Below are 17,786 nucleotides of genomic sequence, written 5' to 3'. Positions count from 1 at the left end.
CCTGTCCGGTTATCTCAGGAAGCCCCTCATTCCCTTTGAGTAGACGTAAAACCGGTATTACCTGTTATTGGTTTGGATCCACTCTAGCATAGCCGCTGATGGCCATTGAGCACCATTGAAATTTTTCCTGCAATGGCTCTAGTACGGGCGTTCCAGCGGCACACTTCAGGAAAATCTGTTTATACGGTCAGCTTATGGCTATATGCAACACCTGAGGCGAGGGAGCTTGCTCTCATGGAGGTGCGCAGCGCCCCACCCTTTGCATTCGGTCGGTAACATTGCGTCGCCAGATTCACCACGGCTTCGCAGCGGAACGGGGCCAGCCCTCTCACCACAATGTATCGGCAGACCTGGCGACCACTGCACCCGAAAATCGATGTTTGGTGGTAAGCTCGCGCACCATGAATATCTACAGCTCTCGCCCCGTTGTCCTCTGTCTCTCCGGCCACGACCCCAGTGGTGGCGCCGGCTTGCAGGCAGATATCGAAGCCCTGCTCGCCCAGGGTTGTCATGCGGCCCCGGCCGTCACCGCCCTGACCGTGCAAGACACGGTCAACGTCACTGACTTTCGCGTGCTCGACCGCGAGTGGGTGCTGGCCCAGGCCAACGCCGTGCTCAACGACTCCGAAGTCGCTGCCGTGAAACTGGGCATGCTCGGTTCCCTGGAGATGGTCGACACTGTCGTCGAACTGCTCTCGGCACACCCGCACTTGCCGGTGGTCTGCGACCCGGTGCTGCGCGCCGGTGGCGGCGGACGCCTGGGCAAGGATGAAGTCGGCTACGCCATGCGCGAACGCCTGCTGCCCCTGTCCATCATCGCCACCCCTAACCTGCCCGAAGCCCGCATCCTCGCCGAACTGCCCGAAGGCACCGCGGACGAGTGCGCTGAAAAACTCCTGCCGTTCGTCAAGCACCTGCTGATCACGGGCGGCCATGGCGACGAACACGAAATCCACAATCGCCTGTACAGCCGCGATGGTCACCGCGAAACCTTTACTTGCCAGCGCTTGCCCGGCAGTTATCACGGCTCCGGTTGCACCTTGGCCAGCGCCCTGGCCGGTCGTCTGGCCCAGGGTGAAAATCTCGTCAGTGCCGTGCAGACCGCGCTTAACTACACGTGGCGTACCCTGCGGGATGCCGAGCAGTTGGGCAAAGGCCAGTTCGTGCCGCGTCGCCTGCCGCTGGATTTCTGTTCGTAACTTTCTATTCGCACTGCGGTGAGGCTTGTCCGATGAAACTACGTGGCCTGTACGCCATTACCGACAGCCAGTTGCTGGCCGGTAAATTTCTTTCGTACGTGGAGGCGGCGCTGGAAGGCGGCGTCACCCTGCTGCAATACCGCGACAAAAGCAGCGACGAGGCCCGACGTTTGCGTGAGGCCGAAGCCCTGCGCAATCTGTGCGACCGCTACAAGACTCAGCTGATTATCAATGACGACGCCGAACTGGCCGCTCGCTTGAACGTCGGCGTACACCTGGGCCAGACCGATGGCCCGCTGTCGCCGACCCGTGCGCTGCTCGGTCGCCAGGCAATCATCGGTTCGACCTGTCACGCGCAACTCGAACTCGCCGAGCAAGCAGCCAAGGAAGGCGCCAGTTACGTCGCCTTCGGCCGCTTCTTCAATTCCAATACCAAACCCGGCGCACCAACCTGCAGCCTCGAACTGCTGGACCAGGCCCGCAGCAAACTGCACCTGCCGATCTGCGCGATCGGCGGCATCACCCTCGACAACGCCGCCCCGCTGGTGGCCCACGGGGTCGACTTGCTGGCGGTGGTGCATGGCCTGTTTGGCGCCGAGAGCACGGCTGAAGTGACACGCCGTGCCCGCGCCTTTAACGAATTACTGAAAATCTGATTTGAGAGCCCGATCATGTCTCGTTCCGAAACCCTGTTTGCCAACGCCCAGAAACACATCCCCGGTGGCGTGAACTCGCCTGTTCGCGCGTTCAAAAGTGTGGGCGGCACGCCGCTGTTCTTCAAACACGCCGAAGGCGCCTACGTCACCGACGAAGACGACAAGCGTTACGTTGACTACGTCGGTTCCTGGGGCCCGATGATTCTCGGTCACAGCCACCCGGACGTGCTGGATGCTGTGCGTAAACAACTGGAGCACGGCTTGTCCTACGGCGCCCCGACCGCGATGGAAACCGAGATGGCCGACCTGGTCTGCTCGATCGTGCCGTCGATGGAAATGGTGCGCATGGTCAGCTCCGGCACCGAAGCGACCATGAGTGCCATCCGTCTGGCCCGTGGTTTCACCGGTCGCGACAACATCATCAAGTTCGAAGGCTGCTATCACGGTCACTCCGATAGCCTGCTGGTCAAGGCCGGCTCCGGCGCGCTGACCCAAGGCGTGCCGAGCTCGGCCGGTGTGCCGGCGGATTTCGCCAAGCACACCCTGACTCTGCCGTTCAATGACATCGACGCGGTCGAAGCCATGCTCGCTGACGTCGGCCAGGACGTGGCCTGCATCATCGTTGAGCCGGTGGCCGGCAACATGAACTGCGTTCCGCCGGCGCCAGGTTTCCTCGAAGGCCTGCGGACCCTGTGCGACAAACACGGCGTAGTGCTGATTTTCGACGAAGTGATGACCGGTTTCCGAGTTGCCCTCGGCGGTGCACAAGCGCACTTCGGCGTGACGCCGGACCTGAGCACCTTTGGCAAGATCATCGGTGGCGGCATGCCGGTCGGCTGCTTCGGCGGCAAGCGCGAAATCATGTCGCACATCGCGCCACTGGGTCCGGTGTATCAGGCAGGCACCTTGTCGGGTAACCCATTGGCAATGGCTGCGGGCCTGACGACGTTGCGCCTGATCAGCCGTCCCGGTTTCCACGACGAGCTGACCGACTACACCAGCCGCTTGCTCGATGGCCTGCAACAGCGCGCCGATGCTGCTGGCATTCCGTTCGTGACCACGCAGGCTGGCGGCATGTTTGGCCTGTACTTCAGCGGTGCCGACGACATCGTGACTTTCGATGACGTGATGGCCAGCGACGCCAAGCTGTTCGGTCGTTTCTTCCACTTGATGCTCGAAGGCGGCGTGTACCTGGCCCCAAGCGCTTTCGAAGCCGGCTTCACCTCGATCGCTCATGGCGAAGCCGAGTTGAAACTGACGCTGGATGCCGCCGAGCGTGCCTTCGCCGCATTGAAATAACGCTGTGCCCGCTGACGTTGGCGATTGCCAGCGTCAGCTTTCACCTGGATTTACACCTTTATTCCTACGCTTCTGCTAATAATCCCCCGTCAATCGGGCGATATATTCCCCGTGCAGCAGAAAAACGAGTAAAGACTTTGTAAGGTTGGCCCTGCTTATTTCATAATGCGCGCTTATTGGATCCCCTCGATGGGTCCGCGCGCCCTTCAGAGGTAAGTCGATTCCCATGAACCGCACCGGCCGCGCCCTTGCACTGGGCTGCCTGTTGCTCCTTCAGCCCCTGCTCGCGCTCGCACAAGCAGGCGGCAACTCGTTGTTAATCCCAGCGATGGGTCGCTGCACCCTCAATACTCAGCCGCAAGACCTGACGCAAGCGCTCGCTGCCTGCCAGAAAGCGTCGGATGAAGGGGATGCACAAGCGCAATACGAGTTAGGTGAGTTCTACTACGACGGCAAAAACACCCCGCGCGACCTCAATAAGGCCCTGGGCTATTTTGAAAAAGCTTCGTTGCAAGGTCACGCCCAGGCGCAATTCAAACTTGGCACCATGTTCTTTCACGGCGAAGGCGTACCGGCCAATAACGTTCAGGCGTATATCGTGCTGAAAATGGCCGCGGTCAACGGTGCTGAAGAGGCACTGGATACGGCCGACGAAGTGGCCGAGAAGATGCCCCGCGAAGACCTTGAGATGGCGACTCAGGTGCTTGGGCAAATCTTCCGTAAATACCTGATGGAATTGCAGAGCGCCGATGGGCGTACGCCGTTTTCGCCGCTGCCCTGATTGACGCAGGCCCCTGTGGCGAGGGAGCTTGCTCCCGCTCGGCTGCGCAGCAGTCGTAACGTCAAACAATGCGGTGAATCAGAAAAACGGTGTTTGCAGAGTTTAGGGCCGCTTCGCGCCCCAGCGGGAGCAAGCTCCCTCGCCACAAACAACCCAGTTCATTTCAAAAGCTTTCCTGCTTACTTCTCAGGCATCGGCATCGGAAACGGCATGACATTGCCGACCGCGCCGCGGGCTTCGCTGATTTTCGGTGTACCGAGGCGTTCCACTTCGTCGATGCGCACAATCGAATGCATCGGCACAAAACTGCGCACCACGCCTTCGAACTGAGCTTTCAACTTCTCTTCGCTCGGGTCGACGACCACTTGCGTGCGCTCGCCAAAGACGAACTCTTCCACTTCCAGGAAGCCCCACAGATCACTTTGATAGATCTGCTTGGCATACATTTCGTACACCTGGCCCTGGTTGAGGAAAATCACCTTGTAGATTGGGGCTTCACGTTTGGTCATGGTGGGCGGGCAACACATAGGGGATAAAAAAGAGGGCGCGAACTATAGCATAGCCGCCGGACGCACAGCGGTAGGAACCTTGGGACATGTTCCCTATAATGCGCGGTTCTTTGAATCACGTGATGACACTGTCCATGGCCAAGAAGCTTTACATCGAAACCCACGGTTGCCAGATGAACGAGTACGACAGCTCGCGCATGGTCGATCTGCTGGGTGAACATCAGGCTCTGGAAGTGACCGCTCGCGCTGAAGACGCCGACGTGATCCTGCTCAACACCTGTTCCATTCGTGAACGCGCCCAGGACCGGGTGTACTCTCAGCTCGGCCGCTGGCGCGAACTGAAACTGGCCAACCCGGACATGGTGATCGCCGTCGGCGGCTGCGTGGCCAGCCAGGAAGGCGCGGCCATTCGCGATCGCGCGCCGTATGTGGACGTGGTGTTCGGCCCGCAAACCCTGCACCGCCTGCCGGAAATGATCGACGCCGCGCGCGCCACCAAGCTGCCGCAAGTTGACGTCTCGTTCCCGGAAATTGAAAAATTCGACCATCTGCCCGAGCCGCGCATCGATGGCCCGAGCGCTTATGTGTCGGTCATGGAAGGCTGCAGCAAATACTGCACCTTCTGCGTGGTGCCTTATACCCGCGGTGAAGAAGTCAGCCGGCCGTTTGATGACGTCATTGCCGAGATCATGCACCTGGCCGAAAACGGCGTGCGCGAAGTGACGCTGCTGGGCCAGAACGTCAACGGCTATCGCGGGACCACGCACGACGGACGTTTGGCCGATCTGGCCGAGCTGATTCGTGTGGTGGCCGCCGTCGATGGCATCGACCGGATTCGCTACACCACCTCGCACCCGCTGGAGTTCTCCGACAGCCTGATCCAGGCCCACGCCGACGTGCCGGAACTGGTAAAACACCTGCACTTGCCGGTGCAATCGGGCTCGGACCGCATTCTCTCGGCGATGAAACGCAATCACACCGCGCTGGAATACAAATCCAAACTGCGCAAGCTGCGGGCAGCTGTCCCAGGGATCTGCATCAGTTCGGACTTCATCGTCGGCTTCCCGGGCGAGACCGAGAAAGACTTCGAACAGACCATGAAGCTGATCGAAGACGTCGGTTTCGACTTCTCCTACTCGTTCGTCTACAGCCAGCGCCCTGGCACCCCGGCTGCGGATCTGGCCGACGAGACGCCGGAAGAACTGAAGAAAGAACGGTTGAACGCGCTGCAACACCGCTTGAACCAGCAAGGTTTCGAGATCAGCCGACAAATGGTCGGCTCGATCCAGCGGATTCTGGTCACGGACTATTCGAAAAAAGACCCCGGCGAACTGCAAGGCCGGACCGAGAATAACCGGATCGTCAACTTCCGCTGCGACAATCCGACCTTGATCGGCCAGTTCGCCGACGTGCACATCGACGCCGCACAGCCGCACTCGCTGCGGGGCTCGCTGATTTCGTAACACCGTAAAACCTGTAGGAACGAGGCTTGCCCGCGAAGGCGGACTGACACTCACCACATGAGTCGTCTGAAATACCGCCTTCGCGGGCAAGCTTCGCTCCTACAGGGCCGGTGTTTGGCGCTGGATTATTTAAGAGCTTTCGCACCCAGCCCACTGGCGTTATCCTTGATTTCATCTTAATTGCCCCAGGGCGGCTAAATACGACCTTGAACGCACCCATAGAACCACATCGTTTTATCCTCGAGCCCTTTGAGGCCCGTCGCTTCGCCAATCTGTGCGGGCAATTCGACGAGCATCTGCGCTTGATCGAACAGCGCCTGACCATCGAGATCCGCAACCGCGGAAACCAGTTCGAGCTGATCGGCGAGCCCAAACACACCACCTCCGCGGAAAATCTGATTCGTCGTCTGTATCGGGAAACCAAAGGTACAGAGCTGTCGCCGGACACGGTTCACCTGTTCCTGCAGGAATCGGCCGTCGAAGAGCTGGACAACGTCTCCCCGTCCGACCCCTCCGTCGCTCTGCGCACCAAAAAAGGCATGATTCGCCCTCGCGGCTTGAATCAGCTGCGCTACGTGAAGGAAATCCTCGGTAACGACATCAATTTCGGCATCGGCCCGGCCGGTACCGGCAAGACTTATCTGGCCGTTGCCTGCGCGGTAGACGCGCTGGAACGCGAGCAGATTCGCCGCATCCTGCTGGTGCGTCCGGCGGTTGAAGCGGGCGAGAAGCTTGGCTTCCTGCCCGGCGACCTGTCGCAAAAGATCGACCCATACCTGCGCCCGCTCTACGACGCACTCTACGAGATGCTCGGCTTCGAACACGTCGCCAAGCTCATCGAGCGCCAGGTGATCGAAGTTGCGCCACTGGCCTACATGCGCGGTCGCACGCTGAACAACAGTTTCATCATCCTCGACGAAAGCCAGAACACCACCGTCGAGCAGATGAAAATGTTCCTGACCCGGATCGGCTTCGGCTCCACGGCCGTCATCACCGGTGACATCACCCAGGTCGACCTGCCGAAAGGCACCAAGTCCGGGCTGCACCATGTGATTGAAGTACTCAAAGACGTGCCGGGTATCAGCTTCACCCATTTCATGCCCAAGGACGTTGTGCGCCATCCATTGGTGCAACGCATCGTCGAAGCTTACGAGCGCTTCGAGAATCGCGCGGCAGACGAAACTCCAAAGGACAGTCGCCGCGATGCTTGAGCTTGATCTGCAACTGGCTACCGAGGCGCCTGCACCCAGCGAAGCCGAGTTCCGCCAATGGTGCGAACTGGCCCTGCGCCAGCGCACTGCCGACTCTGAAATGACCATTCGCCTGGTCGATGACGAAGAGGCCCGCGAGCTGAACCACACCTGGCGGCAAAAGAATTACGCCACCAACGTCCTGTCGTTTCCGGCCGATGTGCCTGACGAGTTTCTCGACATCCCGCTGCTGGGCGATCTGGTGATCTGCGTGGCCGTGGTCGAGCGCGAAGCCGCCGAACAGGGCAAGGAACTAAAGGCCCATTGGGCGCATCTGGTGATTCATGGCTGCTTGCATCTGCTGGGTTACGACCATATAGATGATGACGAAGCCGAAGAAATGGAAGCACTGGAACGAACGTTGCTTGCCGAGTTGGGCTTTCCCGACCCCTATGCGGACGACGAAACAGACACAACCCCTATCGTTACAACAAAGGATTCAGAGTAATCGCTATGAGCGAAGATCGATCGAGCAACGGGCAAAAGTCTTGGCTGGGTAAGCTCACCCAGGCTTTTGCCCACGAGCCGAAGAACCGCCAGGAGCTGCTGGAGCTGCTGCGCGACGCACACCAGAACAAACTGTTGGACAGCGAAGCGCTGGCCATCGTCGAAGGCGCCATCCAGGTCGCTGACCTGCAAGTACGGGACATCATGGTCCCGCGCTCGCAGATGATCAGCATCAAGGCGACCCAGACACCTCGCGAGTTCCTGCCTGCCGTGGTCGACTCGGCCCACTCCCGCTACCCGGTCATCGGCGAAAGCCACGATGATGTGATGGGCGTGTTGCTGGCCAAGGACTTGCTGCCGCTGATCCTCAAGGAGAACGGTGACAGCTTCAACATCAGGGACCTGCTGCGTCCGGCGACCTTCGTGCCCGAGTCCAAGCGCCTGAATGTGCTGCTGCGCGAGTTCCGCGCCAACCACAATCACATGGCCATCGTCATTGACGAATACGGCGGTGTGGCAGGCCTGGTGACCATTGAAGATGTGCTGGAACAGATCGTCGGCGACATCGAAGACGAGCACGACGTCGAAGAAGACAGCTACATCAAGCCGCTGCCCAGCGGTGACTTCCTGATCAAGGCCCTGACGCCGATCGAGAACTTCAACGAGTTCTTCGACAGCGAATTCTCCGACGACGAATTCGACACCGTTGGCGGCCTGGTGATGAGCGCGTTCGGGCACTTGCCAAAACGCAACGAAATCACTGAAATCGGCCCTTATCGCTTCCGCATCCTGAACGCCGACAGCCGTCGGATTCACTTGCTGCGCCTGACCCCTATCGCCCGATAAATCCAAGGATTGAAATGCATCGTATGACCCGCCCCGGCTGGCCCGGTAACCTGCTGGCCGTGGCGGCCGGTGCACTCACCACCCTGGCCCTGGCGCCGTTCGATATCTGGCCGTTGGCGTTGCTGGCGGTCGGGTTCTTCTATGCCGGTTTGCGCGAACTGAGTCCCCGCCAGGCCCTGGGCCGTGGCTGGTGTTTCGGTTTTGGCTTGTTTGGCGCGGGTACCAGCTGGATCTATTACAGCATTCACCACTTCGGCGGCGCGTCAGTGCTGCTGGCCGGTTTCCTGATGCTGATCTTCACGGCCGCGATTGCCTGGTTCTTCGCCCTGCCCGCCTGGATCTGGGCGCGCTGGCTGCGTCGCAACGAAGCGCCGCTGGCCGATGCCTTGGCGTTTGCCGCGCTGTGGGTTGGCCAGGAAGCTTTTCGTGGCTGGTTTCTCACCGGTTTCCCATGGCTCTATTCCGGTTACAGCCAGCTCGACGGCCCATTGGCCGGGCTCGCACCCGTCGGCGGAATGTGGCTGATTTCCTTCACCCTGGCCCTGACGGCGGCGCTGATCTATAACGCCATGCGCCTGGTGCGCACGGGCCGTAAAGGTTTCATCGCCGCTGGCGTATTGCTGCTGGTCGGCCCCTGGGTGGCCGGCATGGCGCTGAAGGAACACGCCTGGACCAGCCCGGCGGGCCCGGCGCTGAGCGTTGCCGCCCTTCAGGGCAATATCGAACAAAGCATGAAGTGGGACCCGGCGCAGCTCAACGCGCAGCTGGCGCTGTACCGCGACATGAGTTTCAGCTCCAAACGGGTCGACCTGCTGATCTGGCCGGAAACAGCCGTCCCGGTGCTCAAGGAGTCCGCCGAGGGCTACCTGAACATGATGGGGAATTTCGCCGCCGAGCGTAAATCTGCGCTGATTACCGGCGTACCGATCCGTCAGGAAGTCCGACACGAGAAGCGCTTCTTCAACGGCATCACCGTCCTCGGTGAAGGCGACGGCACTTATCTCAAGCAGAAGCTGGTGCCGTTTGGCGAATATGTTCCGTTGCAGGAAGTACTGCGTGGGCTGATCGCGTTCTTCGACCTGCCGATGTCCGACTTTGCCCGTGGCCCGGCTGACCAGCCGATGCTGCAAGCCAAGGGTTATCAGATCGCGCCGTTCATCTGCTACGAAGTGGTCTACCCGGAATTCGCCGCCAGCCTGGCGGCCCGCAGTGAATTGCTGCTGACCATCAGCAACGACACCTGGTTCGGCACCTCCATCGGCCCGCTGCAACATTTGCAGATGGCGCAGATGCGCGCACTGGAGGCGGGCCGCTGGATGATCCGCGCCACCAACAACGGCGTCACCGGCCTGATCAACCCGTTCGGGCAGATCACGGTGCAGATCCCGCAGTTCGAACGCGGCATCCTGTACGGCGAAGTCGTGCCGATGCACAACCTGACGCCTTACCTGCAATGGCGCTCGTGGCCGCTGATCATCGTTTGTGTGTTGTTGTTTGGCTGGGCACTGGTGGCGAACCGGATGGCCAAGACCGTCTGACTGTGGCGAGGGAGCTTGCTCCCGCTCGGCTGCATAGCAGCCGCAATACCGGTTAATGCGCTTTTTCAGCCAGAAATGGATTAGCCGGACTCAGGGCTGCTTCGCAGCCCGGCGGGAGCAAGCTCCCTCGCCACAGGTCATCAGTAAAACATTGAATACCCGATCTGCCCCACCGCCTCATTCAGCAACTGCCCGCTCTGCCAGATCGACTTGAATTCCGGCATCCAGCCGCCCAGTGGCCGGGCGTTGTCCACGCCTAAAAAGCCCACCGGTGCTGGCACCACTTCAAATCCCGCCTGCTGAAAGCTCCAGACTGATCGCGGCGTGTGCCAGGCCTGCGTCACCACCACCACCCGTTTGATTCCCTGCGGCAGCAACACCTCGGCGCTGAACTGCGCGTTCTCCCACGTCGTGCGGCTGCGCCCTTCCTGCCAGCGCACGGTGACGCCAAAATCATCAAGCAATGAATCCGCCATCAACTTCGCTTCGGTCGGCGGCGTACCGTAATGCAGGCCGCCGCTGGTAAGAATGGGCAACCCGGAGGCCTTGGCCAGGCGTGCCGCATACCGTTCGCGCTCAAGACCTACGCCCGTCGGCTGATCAGCCCCCCAGGCAATATCGCCCCGCTCACGCCCCGAACCCAACACCACAATCGCATCCGCACGCTGACTCAGGGTGGCCCATTCCTCGCGTGCCAGTGGCGGCTCACTTTCCAGGGCCTTGGCGCCCCACTGCACCACCACCGGCAAACTCATTAACAGGAAGCCGCCGAACCCCAAGGCAAAGCACACACCCGCAAGCCGCGGCCTTGAGCGGCGCAACCACCACGCGAGCATCAACAGCAGCAAAAGAATGCCGGGAGGCAACAGAAGTTGTTTCACGAAATAACGAAAAGGCATCGAGCATCTCCATAAGATGCCCGAAGCCTAAGTGGGTTGACGCAATGCGACAACAAATGCGGAAGGACTATGCTTTAAAAAACATGGGTAATGGCTTGCAGCCGTTATTTGAATTGCAGAGACCGGACCTTTTCCGCGTCCCTGCCAGGTGCCTTGTCCTTGAGCCAGATGATCTTGGCCGAACGTGGTGCGTCGAGTTGCTTCACTGCTGCAGACAAGCATCCGTGCGTCTCACGTTCACTGCGATCCAGATAGGCTTTGACCAGTGCAAACTCTGCGGGGCTCAAACCACGCAGTTCCAGCTCCAGGGGACGCTCATCGCGTAGCCGGTCAGCGGTTTTTGCAGCGTCCAGGGCCATCCCCAGACGATCGATCAGTCTTTCGTACAGCTGCGGTTTCGTGACTTTTTGCTGTGACTCAACCATCCCTCACCTCATTGAAGATAAGACTCGCTCCCCATTTAGAGCTTAGCTTCCATGAACAAACCGGCTGGATGCCGCGACCAACGGCCCTCGCGGCAGTTTTCGCAAGACGCGCGGCAGTAATCAGGGTTTCCCTCGGTAGAGTGCGGTCATGTATGCTACGGCGCTTCCTGTAACTCCACTTCCAGCTCGTTCGGGCACTGAAACGTCGATTTGGCGTCGTCACCGTCCAGCGTTGTATTGAAGAGGATTAGGCCACCCCTATTCAGTTCAAAAGTAGCCATGCACGAACAATATCAGCCCCGTGAAATCGAAGCCGCCGCCCAATCGTTCTGGGACGAGCAAAAGTCCTTTGAAGTCAGTGAACAGCCAGGCAAGGAGACGTTCTACTGCCTGTCGATGTTCCCTTACCCCAGCGGCAAGCTACACATGGGGCACGTGCGCAACTACACCATCGGCGACGTGATCTCCCGCTACCAGCGCATGCAAGGCAAGAATGTCCTGCAACCCATGGGTTGGGACGCCTTCGGCATGCCGGCGGAAAACGCCGCGATGAAGAACAACGTAGCGCCCGCCAAGTGGACCTACGAAAACATCGCCTACATGAAAACCCAGCTGCGCAGCCTGGGTCTCGCGGTGGACTGGTCCCGCGAAGTGACCACCTGCAAGCCTGATTACTACCGCTGGGAACAATGGCTGTTCACTCGCCTGTTCGAAAAAGGCGTGATCTACAAGAAAAGCGGCACCGTGAACTGGGACCCGGTCGACCAGACCGTCCTGGCCAACGAACAGGTGATCGACGGTCGCGGCTGGCGTTCCGGCGCGCTGATCGAAAAGCGCGAAATCCCGATGTACTACTTCAAGATCACCGCCTACGCGGATGAGCTGCTGGAGAGCCTCGACGAACTGACGGGCTGGCCTGAACAGGTCAAGACCATGCAGCGCAACTGGATCGGCAAATCCCGCGGCATGGAAGTGCAGTTCCCGTACCAAGTCGATTCCATCGGTGAAACCGGCGCGCTGAAAGTCTTCACCACCCGTCCAGACACCCTGATGGGCGCGACTTACGTCGCCGTGGCCGCCGAACACCCGCTGGCCACCCTGGCCGCGCAGAACAACCCTGAGCTGCAAGCGTTCATCGCTGAATGCAAAGGCGGCAGCGTTGCCGAAGCCGACGTCGCCACCCAAGAGAAAAAAGGCCTGCCGACCTCGCTGTTCGTCGAGCACCCGCTGACCGGTGAGAAGCTCCCGGTGTGGGTCGCCAACTATGTGCTGATGCACTACGGCGATGGCGCGGTGATGGCGGTTCCGGCTCACGACGAACGTGATTTCGAGTTCGCCACCAAGTACAACCTGCCGATCAAGTCCGTGGTGCGCACAAGTGCAGGTGATACCAACCCGGCTCCATGGCAGGACGCCTACGGCGAGCACGGCACGCTGATCAACTCCGGCGAGTTCGACGGCCTCGACTTCGCTGGCGCGTTCGACGCCATTGAAGTGGCGCTGATCAAGAAAAACCTCGGTGCCTCGCGCACCCAGTTCCGCCTGCGCGACTGGGGCATCAGCCGTCAGCGCTACTGGGGCTGCCCGATCCCGATCATCCACTGCACCACCTGCGGTGATGTGCCGGTCCCGGAAGATCAATTGCCTGTGGTACTGCCGGAAGACGTGGTGCCGGACGGCGCGGGCTCGCCATTGGCGCGCATGCCTGAGTTCTACGAGTGCGCTTGCCCGAAATGTGGCGCACCGGCCAAGCGTGAAACCGACACCATGGACACCTTCGTCGAGTCCTCGTGGTACTACGCCCGTTACGCCTCGCCACACTATGAAGGCGGTCTGGTTGAAAAATCGGCGGCTGACCACTGGTTGCCGGTGGATCAGTACATCGGCGGTATCGAACATGCCATTCTTCACCTGCTGTACGCGCGTTTCTTCCACAAGTTGATGCGCGACGAAGGCCTGGTGAGCTCCAACGAGCCGTTCAAGAACCTGCTGACCCAGGGCATGGTGATCGCCGAGACTTACTACCGTCGTGAAGCCAACGGTGCTTACACCTGGTTCAACCCGGCGGACGTCGAACTCGAACGCGACAGCAAGGCCAAGGTCATCAGCGCCAAGCTGATTGCAGACGGTCTGCCGGTGGAAATCGGCGGCACCGAGAAGATGGCCAAGTCGAAGAACAACGGCGTCGACCCACAGTCGATGATCGACCAGTTCGGCGCCGACACCTGCCGTCTGTTCATGATGTTCGCCTCGCCCCCTGACATGAGCGCGGAATGGTCCGACTCTGGCGTCGAGGGTTCGCACCGTTTCCTCAAGCGCGTCTGGCGCTTGGCTCAAGCCCACGTCACTCAGGGTTTGCCGGGCAAACTGGACGTCGCCAGCCTGAACGACGAGCAGAAAGCCATTCGTCGTTCGATCCACCTGGCCATCAAGCAGGCCAGCCACGACGTCGGCCAGAACCACAAATTCAACACCGCCATCGCCCAGGTGATGACGCTGATGAACGTGCTGGAAAAAGCCGCGCAAGGCACCGAACAGGATCGCGCACTGGTTCACGAAGGTCTGGAAGCCGTGACGTTGCTGCTGGCTCCGATCACCCCGCACATCAGCCACGAGCTGTGGCATCAACTGGGTCACGCTGGCCCGGTGATCGACGCCGGTTGGCCGGTGGTGGACGAAACCGCGCTGGTGCAGGACAGCCTGACGTTGGTCATCCAGGTCAACGGCAAGCTGCGCGGCCAGATCGAAATGCCGGCGACCGCGACTCGCGAAGAAGTCGAAGCCGCTGCCCGGGTCAACGAGAACGTGCTGCGCTTCGTCGACGGCCTGACTATTCGTAAAGTGATTGTAGTGCCCGGGAAACTGGTCAATATCGTCGCCAGCTAAAATTGGATCAGGCGCCAGGTGAGCCTGGCGCCGAGTAAAACCTTTCGGGCCGCACGATCGGCCCACATGGTTTCAAGGGGAGCAACAAGATGATCAAACGCAATTTGCTGGTGATGGGCCTCGCGGTCCTGTTGAGCGCCTGCGGGTTCCAGCTGCGCGGCACCGGCACCAATGAAATGGCGATCAGGGAGCTCGATCTGAGCGCCCGCAACGCCTACGGCGAAACCGTGACGCAATTGCGTCAGGTATTGCAAAGCAGCGGCGTCAAGGTTTACGCCGGAGCGCCGTACAAGCTTGTGTTGACGGATGAGCAGGAAAGCCAGCGCATCCTCAGCTACGCCGGTGCCGGCCGTACTGGCGAGTATCAGGTGAGCACCGTGCTGAGCTACGACATCCGGGGTGCGCAAGGCCTGCCGCTGCTGAGCGACAAGCTCGAAGTGCAGAAGATCTTCATCCACGACGGCAACAACCTGGTGGGTTCCGACCAGGAAGCCAATACGGCTCGCACAGAAACCCGTCGCGAGTTGGTTCAACGCATGATGCTGCGCCTGTCACAACTCACGCCGACTCAGTTGGATCAGTTGCAACAGACCGCCGACGCCAAGGCAAAAGCCGAAGCCCAGGCACTGGAAGCGGCGCAGAAAGCTGAAGCGGAAACCCCGCGTCAGTCGCCTATCGAAATCCCGCAGCAATAAGACTTACGGGGCGCCCAGGCGCCCCGTTCGCCCTTTCTTATGAAACTCGCCCCCGCCCAACTCGCCAAACACCTGCAAGGTGCCCTCGCGCCGGTCTACGTCATCAGCGGCGATGACCCGCTGCTGTGCCAGGAAGCCGCCGACGCCATTCGTGCCGCTGCTCGCCAACAGGGTTTTGACGAACGCCAGGTCTTCGCCGCCGACGCCAGTTTCGACTGGGGGACGTTGCTGCAAGCCGGTGCAAGCATGTCGCTGTTCGCTGAAAAGCGCCTGCTGGAGCTGCGCTTACCCTCCGGCAAACCCGGTGACAAAGGCGCCGCGGCCTTCATCGAGTACTGCTCGCGCCCGGCCGAAGACACGGTGCTGCTGATCAGCCTGCCCAAGCTCGATGGCAGTGCGCAGAAAACCAAGTGGGGCAAGGCACTGGTCGAAGGGCAGCAGACGCAGTTCGTGCAGATCTGGCCGGTGGATGCCAACCAGTTGCCCAGCTGGATTCGTCAACGGTTGTCCCAGGCCGGGCTTTCTGCCAGCCAGGACGCCGTGGAACTGATTGCCGCGAGGGTCGAGGGCAACCTGTTGGCCGCCGCCCAGGAAATCGAAAAACTCAAGCTGATGGCCGAAGGTGGCCAGATCACCGTCGAAACCGTGCAAGCAGCAGTGGCCGACAGTGCGCGCTTCGATGTGTTTGGCCTGACCGACGCGATTCTCAACGGCGAAGCCGCCCATGCCCTGCGCATCCTTGAAGGGTTGCGGGGTGAAGGCGTCGAGCCACCGGTGATTCTCTGGGCGCTGGCCCGGGAGCTGCGTCTGCTGGCCAACCTTTCCCTGCAATACAGCCAGGGTGTGCCGCTGGACAAAGCCTTCAGCCAGGCTCGACCGCCGGTCTGGGACAAGCGCAAACCGCTGATGAGCAAAGCCCTGCAACGCTATCCGGCGCAACGCTGGGCGCAGTTGTTGCTGGAAGCGCAGCGGATTGATGCGCAGATCAAGGGTCAGGCTGCCGGGTCGCCTTGGATGAGTTTGAGTCGGTTGTCGTTGCTGATGGCGGGCCAACGGCTGACGTTGCCTGCGGAGTAAGGTTTTTTGTGGCGAGGGAGCTTGCTCCCGCTGGGTTGCGAAGCGACCCCGCTTATCCCTGAAAGCAGGGGACCGCTGCGCAGTCCAACGGGAGCAAGCTCCCTCGCCACAGATATCATTGCCTACGCAATACGGGGACTAGACAGAACCCCAACTTCAGCAGATTATTTCCCCCGCAAAACCCACTCAATCGAGAGATCTGATCATGAGCAAAAAGCCATCCAAGCATGGCCCCAACAAGGCCAAATCCATCATCGCCCAGCCACTGTTCCGCAGCCGTCAGGAACGAGCCGGCAAGGGCAAAGGCAGCTACCGCCGCGAAGCCTTCCAGTCTAATAGCTGGGAGGCTTCTTACTTTCTGGCGGCCTGAAAGGCAAGCCATCGCTCAACATGTTAAGGTCTGCACCTGATTCGTATTCCCTGGACCTGTGCATGCCCCTTTGTATTTCCCGTCGTTGGCCCCTGCGCCAACTGATCGCTGCCTCCAGCCTCATTTTGCTTGTCGCCTGCGCGGAAAAACCGACCGCCGCCGACGCCCAGCCGCTTCAGACCCTTCCCGTATCGACAGCCCCTGCGGTCATTCCGCCCGTGGTGCCGACCGGTGAAAACCTCGACCTCCAGCCCACCCAGACCTTCGCCGAATGGCAGGCGGGTTTCCGCAAAGACGCGCTAACCGCCGGCATCCGCGCCGATCTGTTCGACCGCGCCTTCGCCAATGTCAGCCTCGACACCAGCGTGATCCGTGCCGATCGCAGCCAACCCGAGTTCTCCCGCCCGGTGTGGGAATACCTCGATGGCGCCCTGTCGCCGCTGCGGGTACGCAAAGGTCAGGCGCTGGTCGGCCAATACGCTGACATTCTGCAAAGCATCGAGCAGCGCTACGGCGTCGATCGCCAGGCCTTGGTGTCGGTGTGGGGCATGGAGAGTAATTTCGGGCAGTTCCAGGGCAACAAGTCAGTGATCAACTCCCTGGCGACCCTGGCCTACGAAGGCCGGCGTCCGGGCTTTGCTCATGCGCAACTGATCGCCGCCCTGCAAATCCTGCAACAAGGCGATATCGAACCGGAGAAAATGCTCGGTTCCTGGGCCGGCGCCATGGGTCAGACCCAGTTCATCCCGACCACCTACAACACCCACGCCGTGGATTTCGACGGTGACGGCCGCCGCGACATCTGGGGCAGCCCGGCCGATGCGCTGGCCTCGACGGCGCACTATCTGCAAAGCTCCGGCTGGCAGAAAGGCCAACCGTGGGGCTTTGAAGTGCAGCTACCAGGCAGTTTCAACTACGTCCTGGCCGACGGCACGATTCGCAAGAGCGTCGCCGAATGGCAACAGTTGGGGGTCTCGCTGCCTAATGGCGCCCAGGTTCCGGCAGGTTCCGAACACCTGTCCGCCGCCCTGCTGCTGCCGGCCGGTTATCGTGGCCCGGCGTTCCTGGTGCTCGACAACTTCCGCGCAATCCTCAAGTACAACAACTCGTCGTCTTATGCATTGGCGGTGAGCCTGTTGTCCGAGCGTTTCAGTGGCGGCGGCCTGATCAATGGCACGTGGCCAAAAGATGACTTGCCGTTAAGCCGCACCGAGCGAATCGAACTGCAAAGCCTGCTGAGTGCGCAGAATTACGATGCGGGCACGGCTGACGGGATCATCGGCGCGAACACTCGCAAAGCGATCCGCAGTGCCCAGCAGTCGTTTGGTTGGCCGGCGGATGGGTATCCGACGCACAAGTTGCTTGAAGGCCTGCGTAACCGCTAAAAAGCTTCGCGGGCAAGCCTCGCTCCTACGGGATCACACCATCCTGCAGGAGAGAGGTTTG

Annotated in this window: 17 protein-coding genes; 14 read left to right on the top strand and 3 right to left on the bottom strand. The window is 60.5% G+C overall.

Annotation, left to right across the window (positions count from 1 at the left end; all coding sequences use genetic code 11):
- Window positions 1-401: 401 nt before the first annotated feature.
- From FHL16_RS28500 to FHL16_RS28480, 4 genes are all read left to right on the top strand, one after another.
- Window positions 402-1,199 carry a hydroxymethylpyrimidine/phosphomethylpyrimidine kinase gene (locus tag FHL16_RS28500; protein WP_010467387.1) on the top strand — a complete coding sequence of 266 codons (798 nt, stop codon included), beginning with the start codon at window positions 402-404 and terminating at the stop codon, window positions 1,197-1,199.
- A gap of 32 nt (window positions 1,200-1,231) precedes the next feature.
- Window positions 1,232-1,855, top strand: coding sequence for a thiamine phosphate synthase (gene thiE / locus FHL16_RS28495; protein WP_010467386.1), 624 nt, complete (start codon window positions 1,232-1,234; stop codon window positions 1,853-1,855).
- Between the two features lie 15 nt (window positions 1,856-1,870).
- Window positions 1,871-3,154 (top strand): glutamate-1-semialdehyde 2,1-aminomutase, encoded by a 1,284-nt coding sequence (gene hemL / locus FHL16_RS28490; protein ID WP_010467385.1) that lies wholly within the window; start codon window positions 1,871-1,873, stop codon window positions 3,152-3,154.
- Window positions 3,155-3,380: 226 nt separating this feature from the next.
- The gene (locus FHL16_RS28480; RefSeq protein WP_010467384.1) at window positions 3,381-3,935 is read left to right on the top strand and encodes a tetratricopeptide repeat protein; all 555 of its coding nucleotides are present in this window, start codon (window positions 3,381-3,383) and stop codon (window positions 3,933-3,935) included.
- Between the two features lie 179 nt (window positions 3,936-4,114).
- On the opposite strand, the gene FHL16_RS28475 is transcribed toward FHL16_RS28480, so the two are convergent.
- On the bottom strand, window positions 4,115-4,444 hold the full coding sequence (locus FHL16_RS28475; protein WP_007894425.1) for a DUF1820 family protein: 330 nt from the start codon (window positions 4,442-4,444) through the stop codon (window positions 4,115-4,117).
- Window positions 4,445-4,578: 134 nt separating this feature from the next.
- On the opposite strand from FHL16_RS28475, the gene miaB reads away from it, so the two are divergent.
- The 5 genes from miaB to lnt all read left to right on the top strand — a co-directional run bounded on the left by miaB (window position 4,579) and on the right by lnt (window position 9,988).
- On the top strand, window positions 4,579-5,907 hold the full coding sequence (miaB, locus tag FHL16_RS28470) for a tRNA (N6-isopentenyl adenosine(37)-C2)-methylthiotransferase MiaB (RefSeq protein WP_010467383.1): 1,329 nt from the start codon (window positions 4,579-4,581) through the stop codon (window positions 5,905-5,907).
- Between the two features lie 206 nt (window positions 5,908-6,113).
- Window positions 6,114-7,118: a PhoH family protein gene (locus tag FHL16_RS28465; protein ID WP_077749951.1), complete on the top strand. Its 1,005-nt coding sequence runs from the start codon at window positions 6,114-6,116 to the stop codon at window positions 7,116-7,118.
- Complete coding sequence (gene ybeY, locus FHL16_RS28460; RefSeq protein WP_010467381.1) at window positions 7,111-7,605, top strand: rRNA maturation RNase YbeY; 495 nt, start codon at window positions 7,111-7,113, stop codon at window positions 7,603-7,605. Before FHL16_RS28465 ends, ybeY begins: the two co-directional genes overlap by 8 nt.
- Before the next feature lie 5 nt (window positions 7,606-7,610).
- Entirely contained in the window at window positions 7,611-8,450 is an 840-nt protein-coding gene (locus tag FHL16_RS28455; protein ID WP_010467380.1) for an HlyC/CorC family transporter, read from the top strand.
- A 14-nt stretch (window positions 8,451-8,464) separates the two neighbouring features.
- Window positions 8,465-9,988 (top strand): apolipoprotein N-acyltransferase, encoded by a 1,524-nt coding sequence (gene lnt / locus FHL16_RS28450; RefSeq protein ID WP_077749950.1) that lies wholly within the window; start codon window positions 8,465-8,467, stop codon window positions 9,986-9,988.
- A gap of 140 nt (window positions 9,989-10,128) precedes the next feature.
- Here lnt and FHL16_RS28445 read toward each other — a convergent pair whose 3' ends face one another.
- Window positions 10,129-10,887 (bottom strand): YdcF family protein, encoded by a 759-nt coding sequence (locus FHL16_RS28445; protein ID WP_077749949.1) that lies wholly within the window; start codon window positions 10,885-10,887, stop codon window positions 10,129-10,131.
- Between the two features lie 104 nt (window positions 10,888-10,991).
- Entirely contained in the window at window positions 10,992-11,312 is a 321-nt protein-coding gene (locus FHL16_RS28440) for a hypothetical protein (protein ID WP_010467377.1), read from the bottom strand.
- A 279-nt stretch (window positions 11,313-11,591) separates the two neighbouring features.
- Here FHL16_RS28440 and leuS point away from each other — a divergent pair, with 279 nt between their 5' ends.
- The 5 genes from leuS (at window position 11,592) to FHL16_RS28415 (ending at window position 17,725) form a co-directional block, all read left to right on the top strand.
- Window positions 11,592-14,198: a leucine--tRNA ligase gene (gene leuS, locus FHL16_RS28435; protein WP_077749948.1), complete on the top strand. Its 2,607-nt coding sequence runs from the start codon at window positions 11,592-11,594 to the stop codon at window positions 14,196-14,198.
- Between the two features lie 89 nt (window positions 14,199-14,287).
- The gene (locus FHL16_RS28430; protein ID WP_077749947.1) at window positions 14,288-14,893 is read left to right on the top strand and encodes an LPS-assembly lipoprotein LptE; all 606 of its coding nucleotides are present in this window, start codon (window positions 14,288-14,290) and stop codon (window positions 14,891-14,893) included.
- Between the two features lie 39 nt (window positions 14,894-14,932).
- A complete protein-coding gene (gene holA / locus FHL16_RS28425) occupies window positions 14,933-15,970 on the top strand; it encodes a DNA polymerase III subunit delta (RefSeq protein ID WP_077749946.1) in 1,038 nt (345 codons plus the stop codon).
- A gap of 205 nt (window positions 15,971-16,175) precedes the next feature.
- Window positions 16,176-16,340: an alternative ribosome rescue factor ArfA gene (gene arfA / locus FHL16_RS28420; RefSeq protein WP_003176285.1), complete on the top strand. Its 165-nt coding sequence runs from the start codon at window positions 16,176-16,178 to the stop codon at window positions 16,338-16,340.
- 62 nt (window positions 16,341-16,402) lie between these two features.
- Window positions 16,403-17,725: a lytic murein transglycosylase gene (locus tag FHL16_RS28415; RefSeq protein WP_010467373.1), complete on the top strand. Its 1,323-nt coding sequence runs from the start codon at window positions 16,403-16,405 to the stop codon at window positions 17,723-17,725.
- The last annotated feature ends 61 nt before the right edge of the window (window positions 17,726-17,786 follow it).

The organism is Pseudomonas sp. FSL W5-0299, assembly GCF_005930655.1.
In the GTDB taxonomy this organism is placed as follows: domain Bacteria; phylum Pseudomonadota; class Gammaproteobacteria; order Pseudomonadales; family Pseudomonadaceae; genus Aquipseudomonas; species Aquipseudomonas mandelii.
Note: the sequence above shows the minus strand (reverse complement) of the source record. Positions and strands in the feature narration are given on the sequence as shown.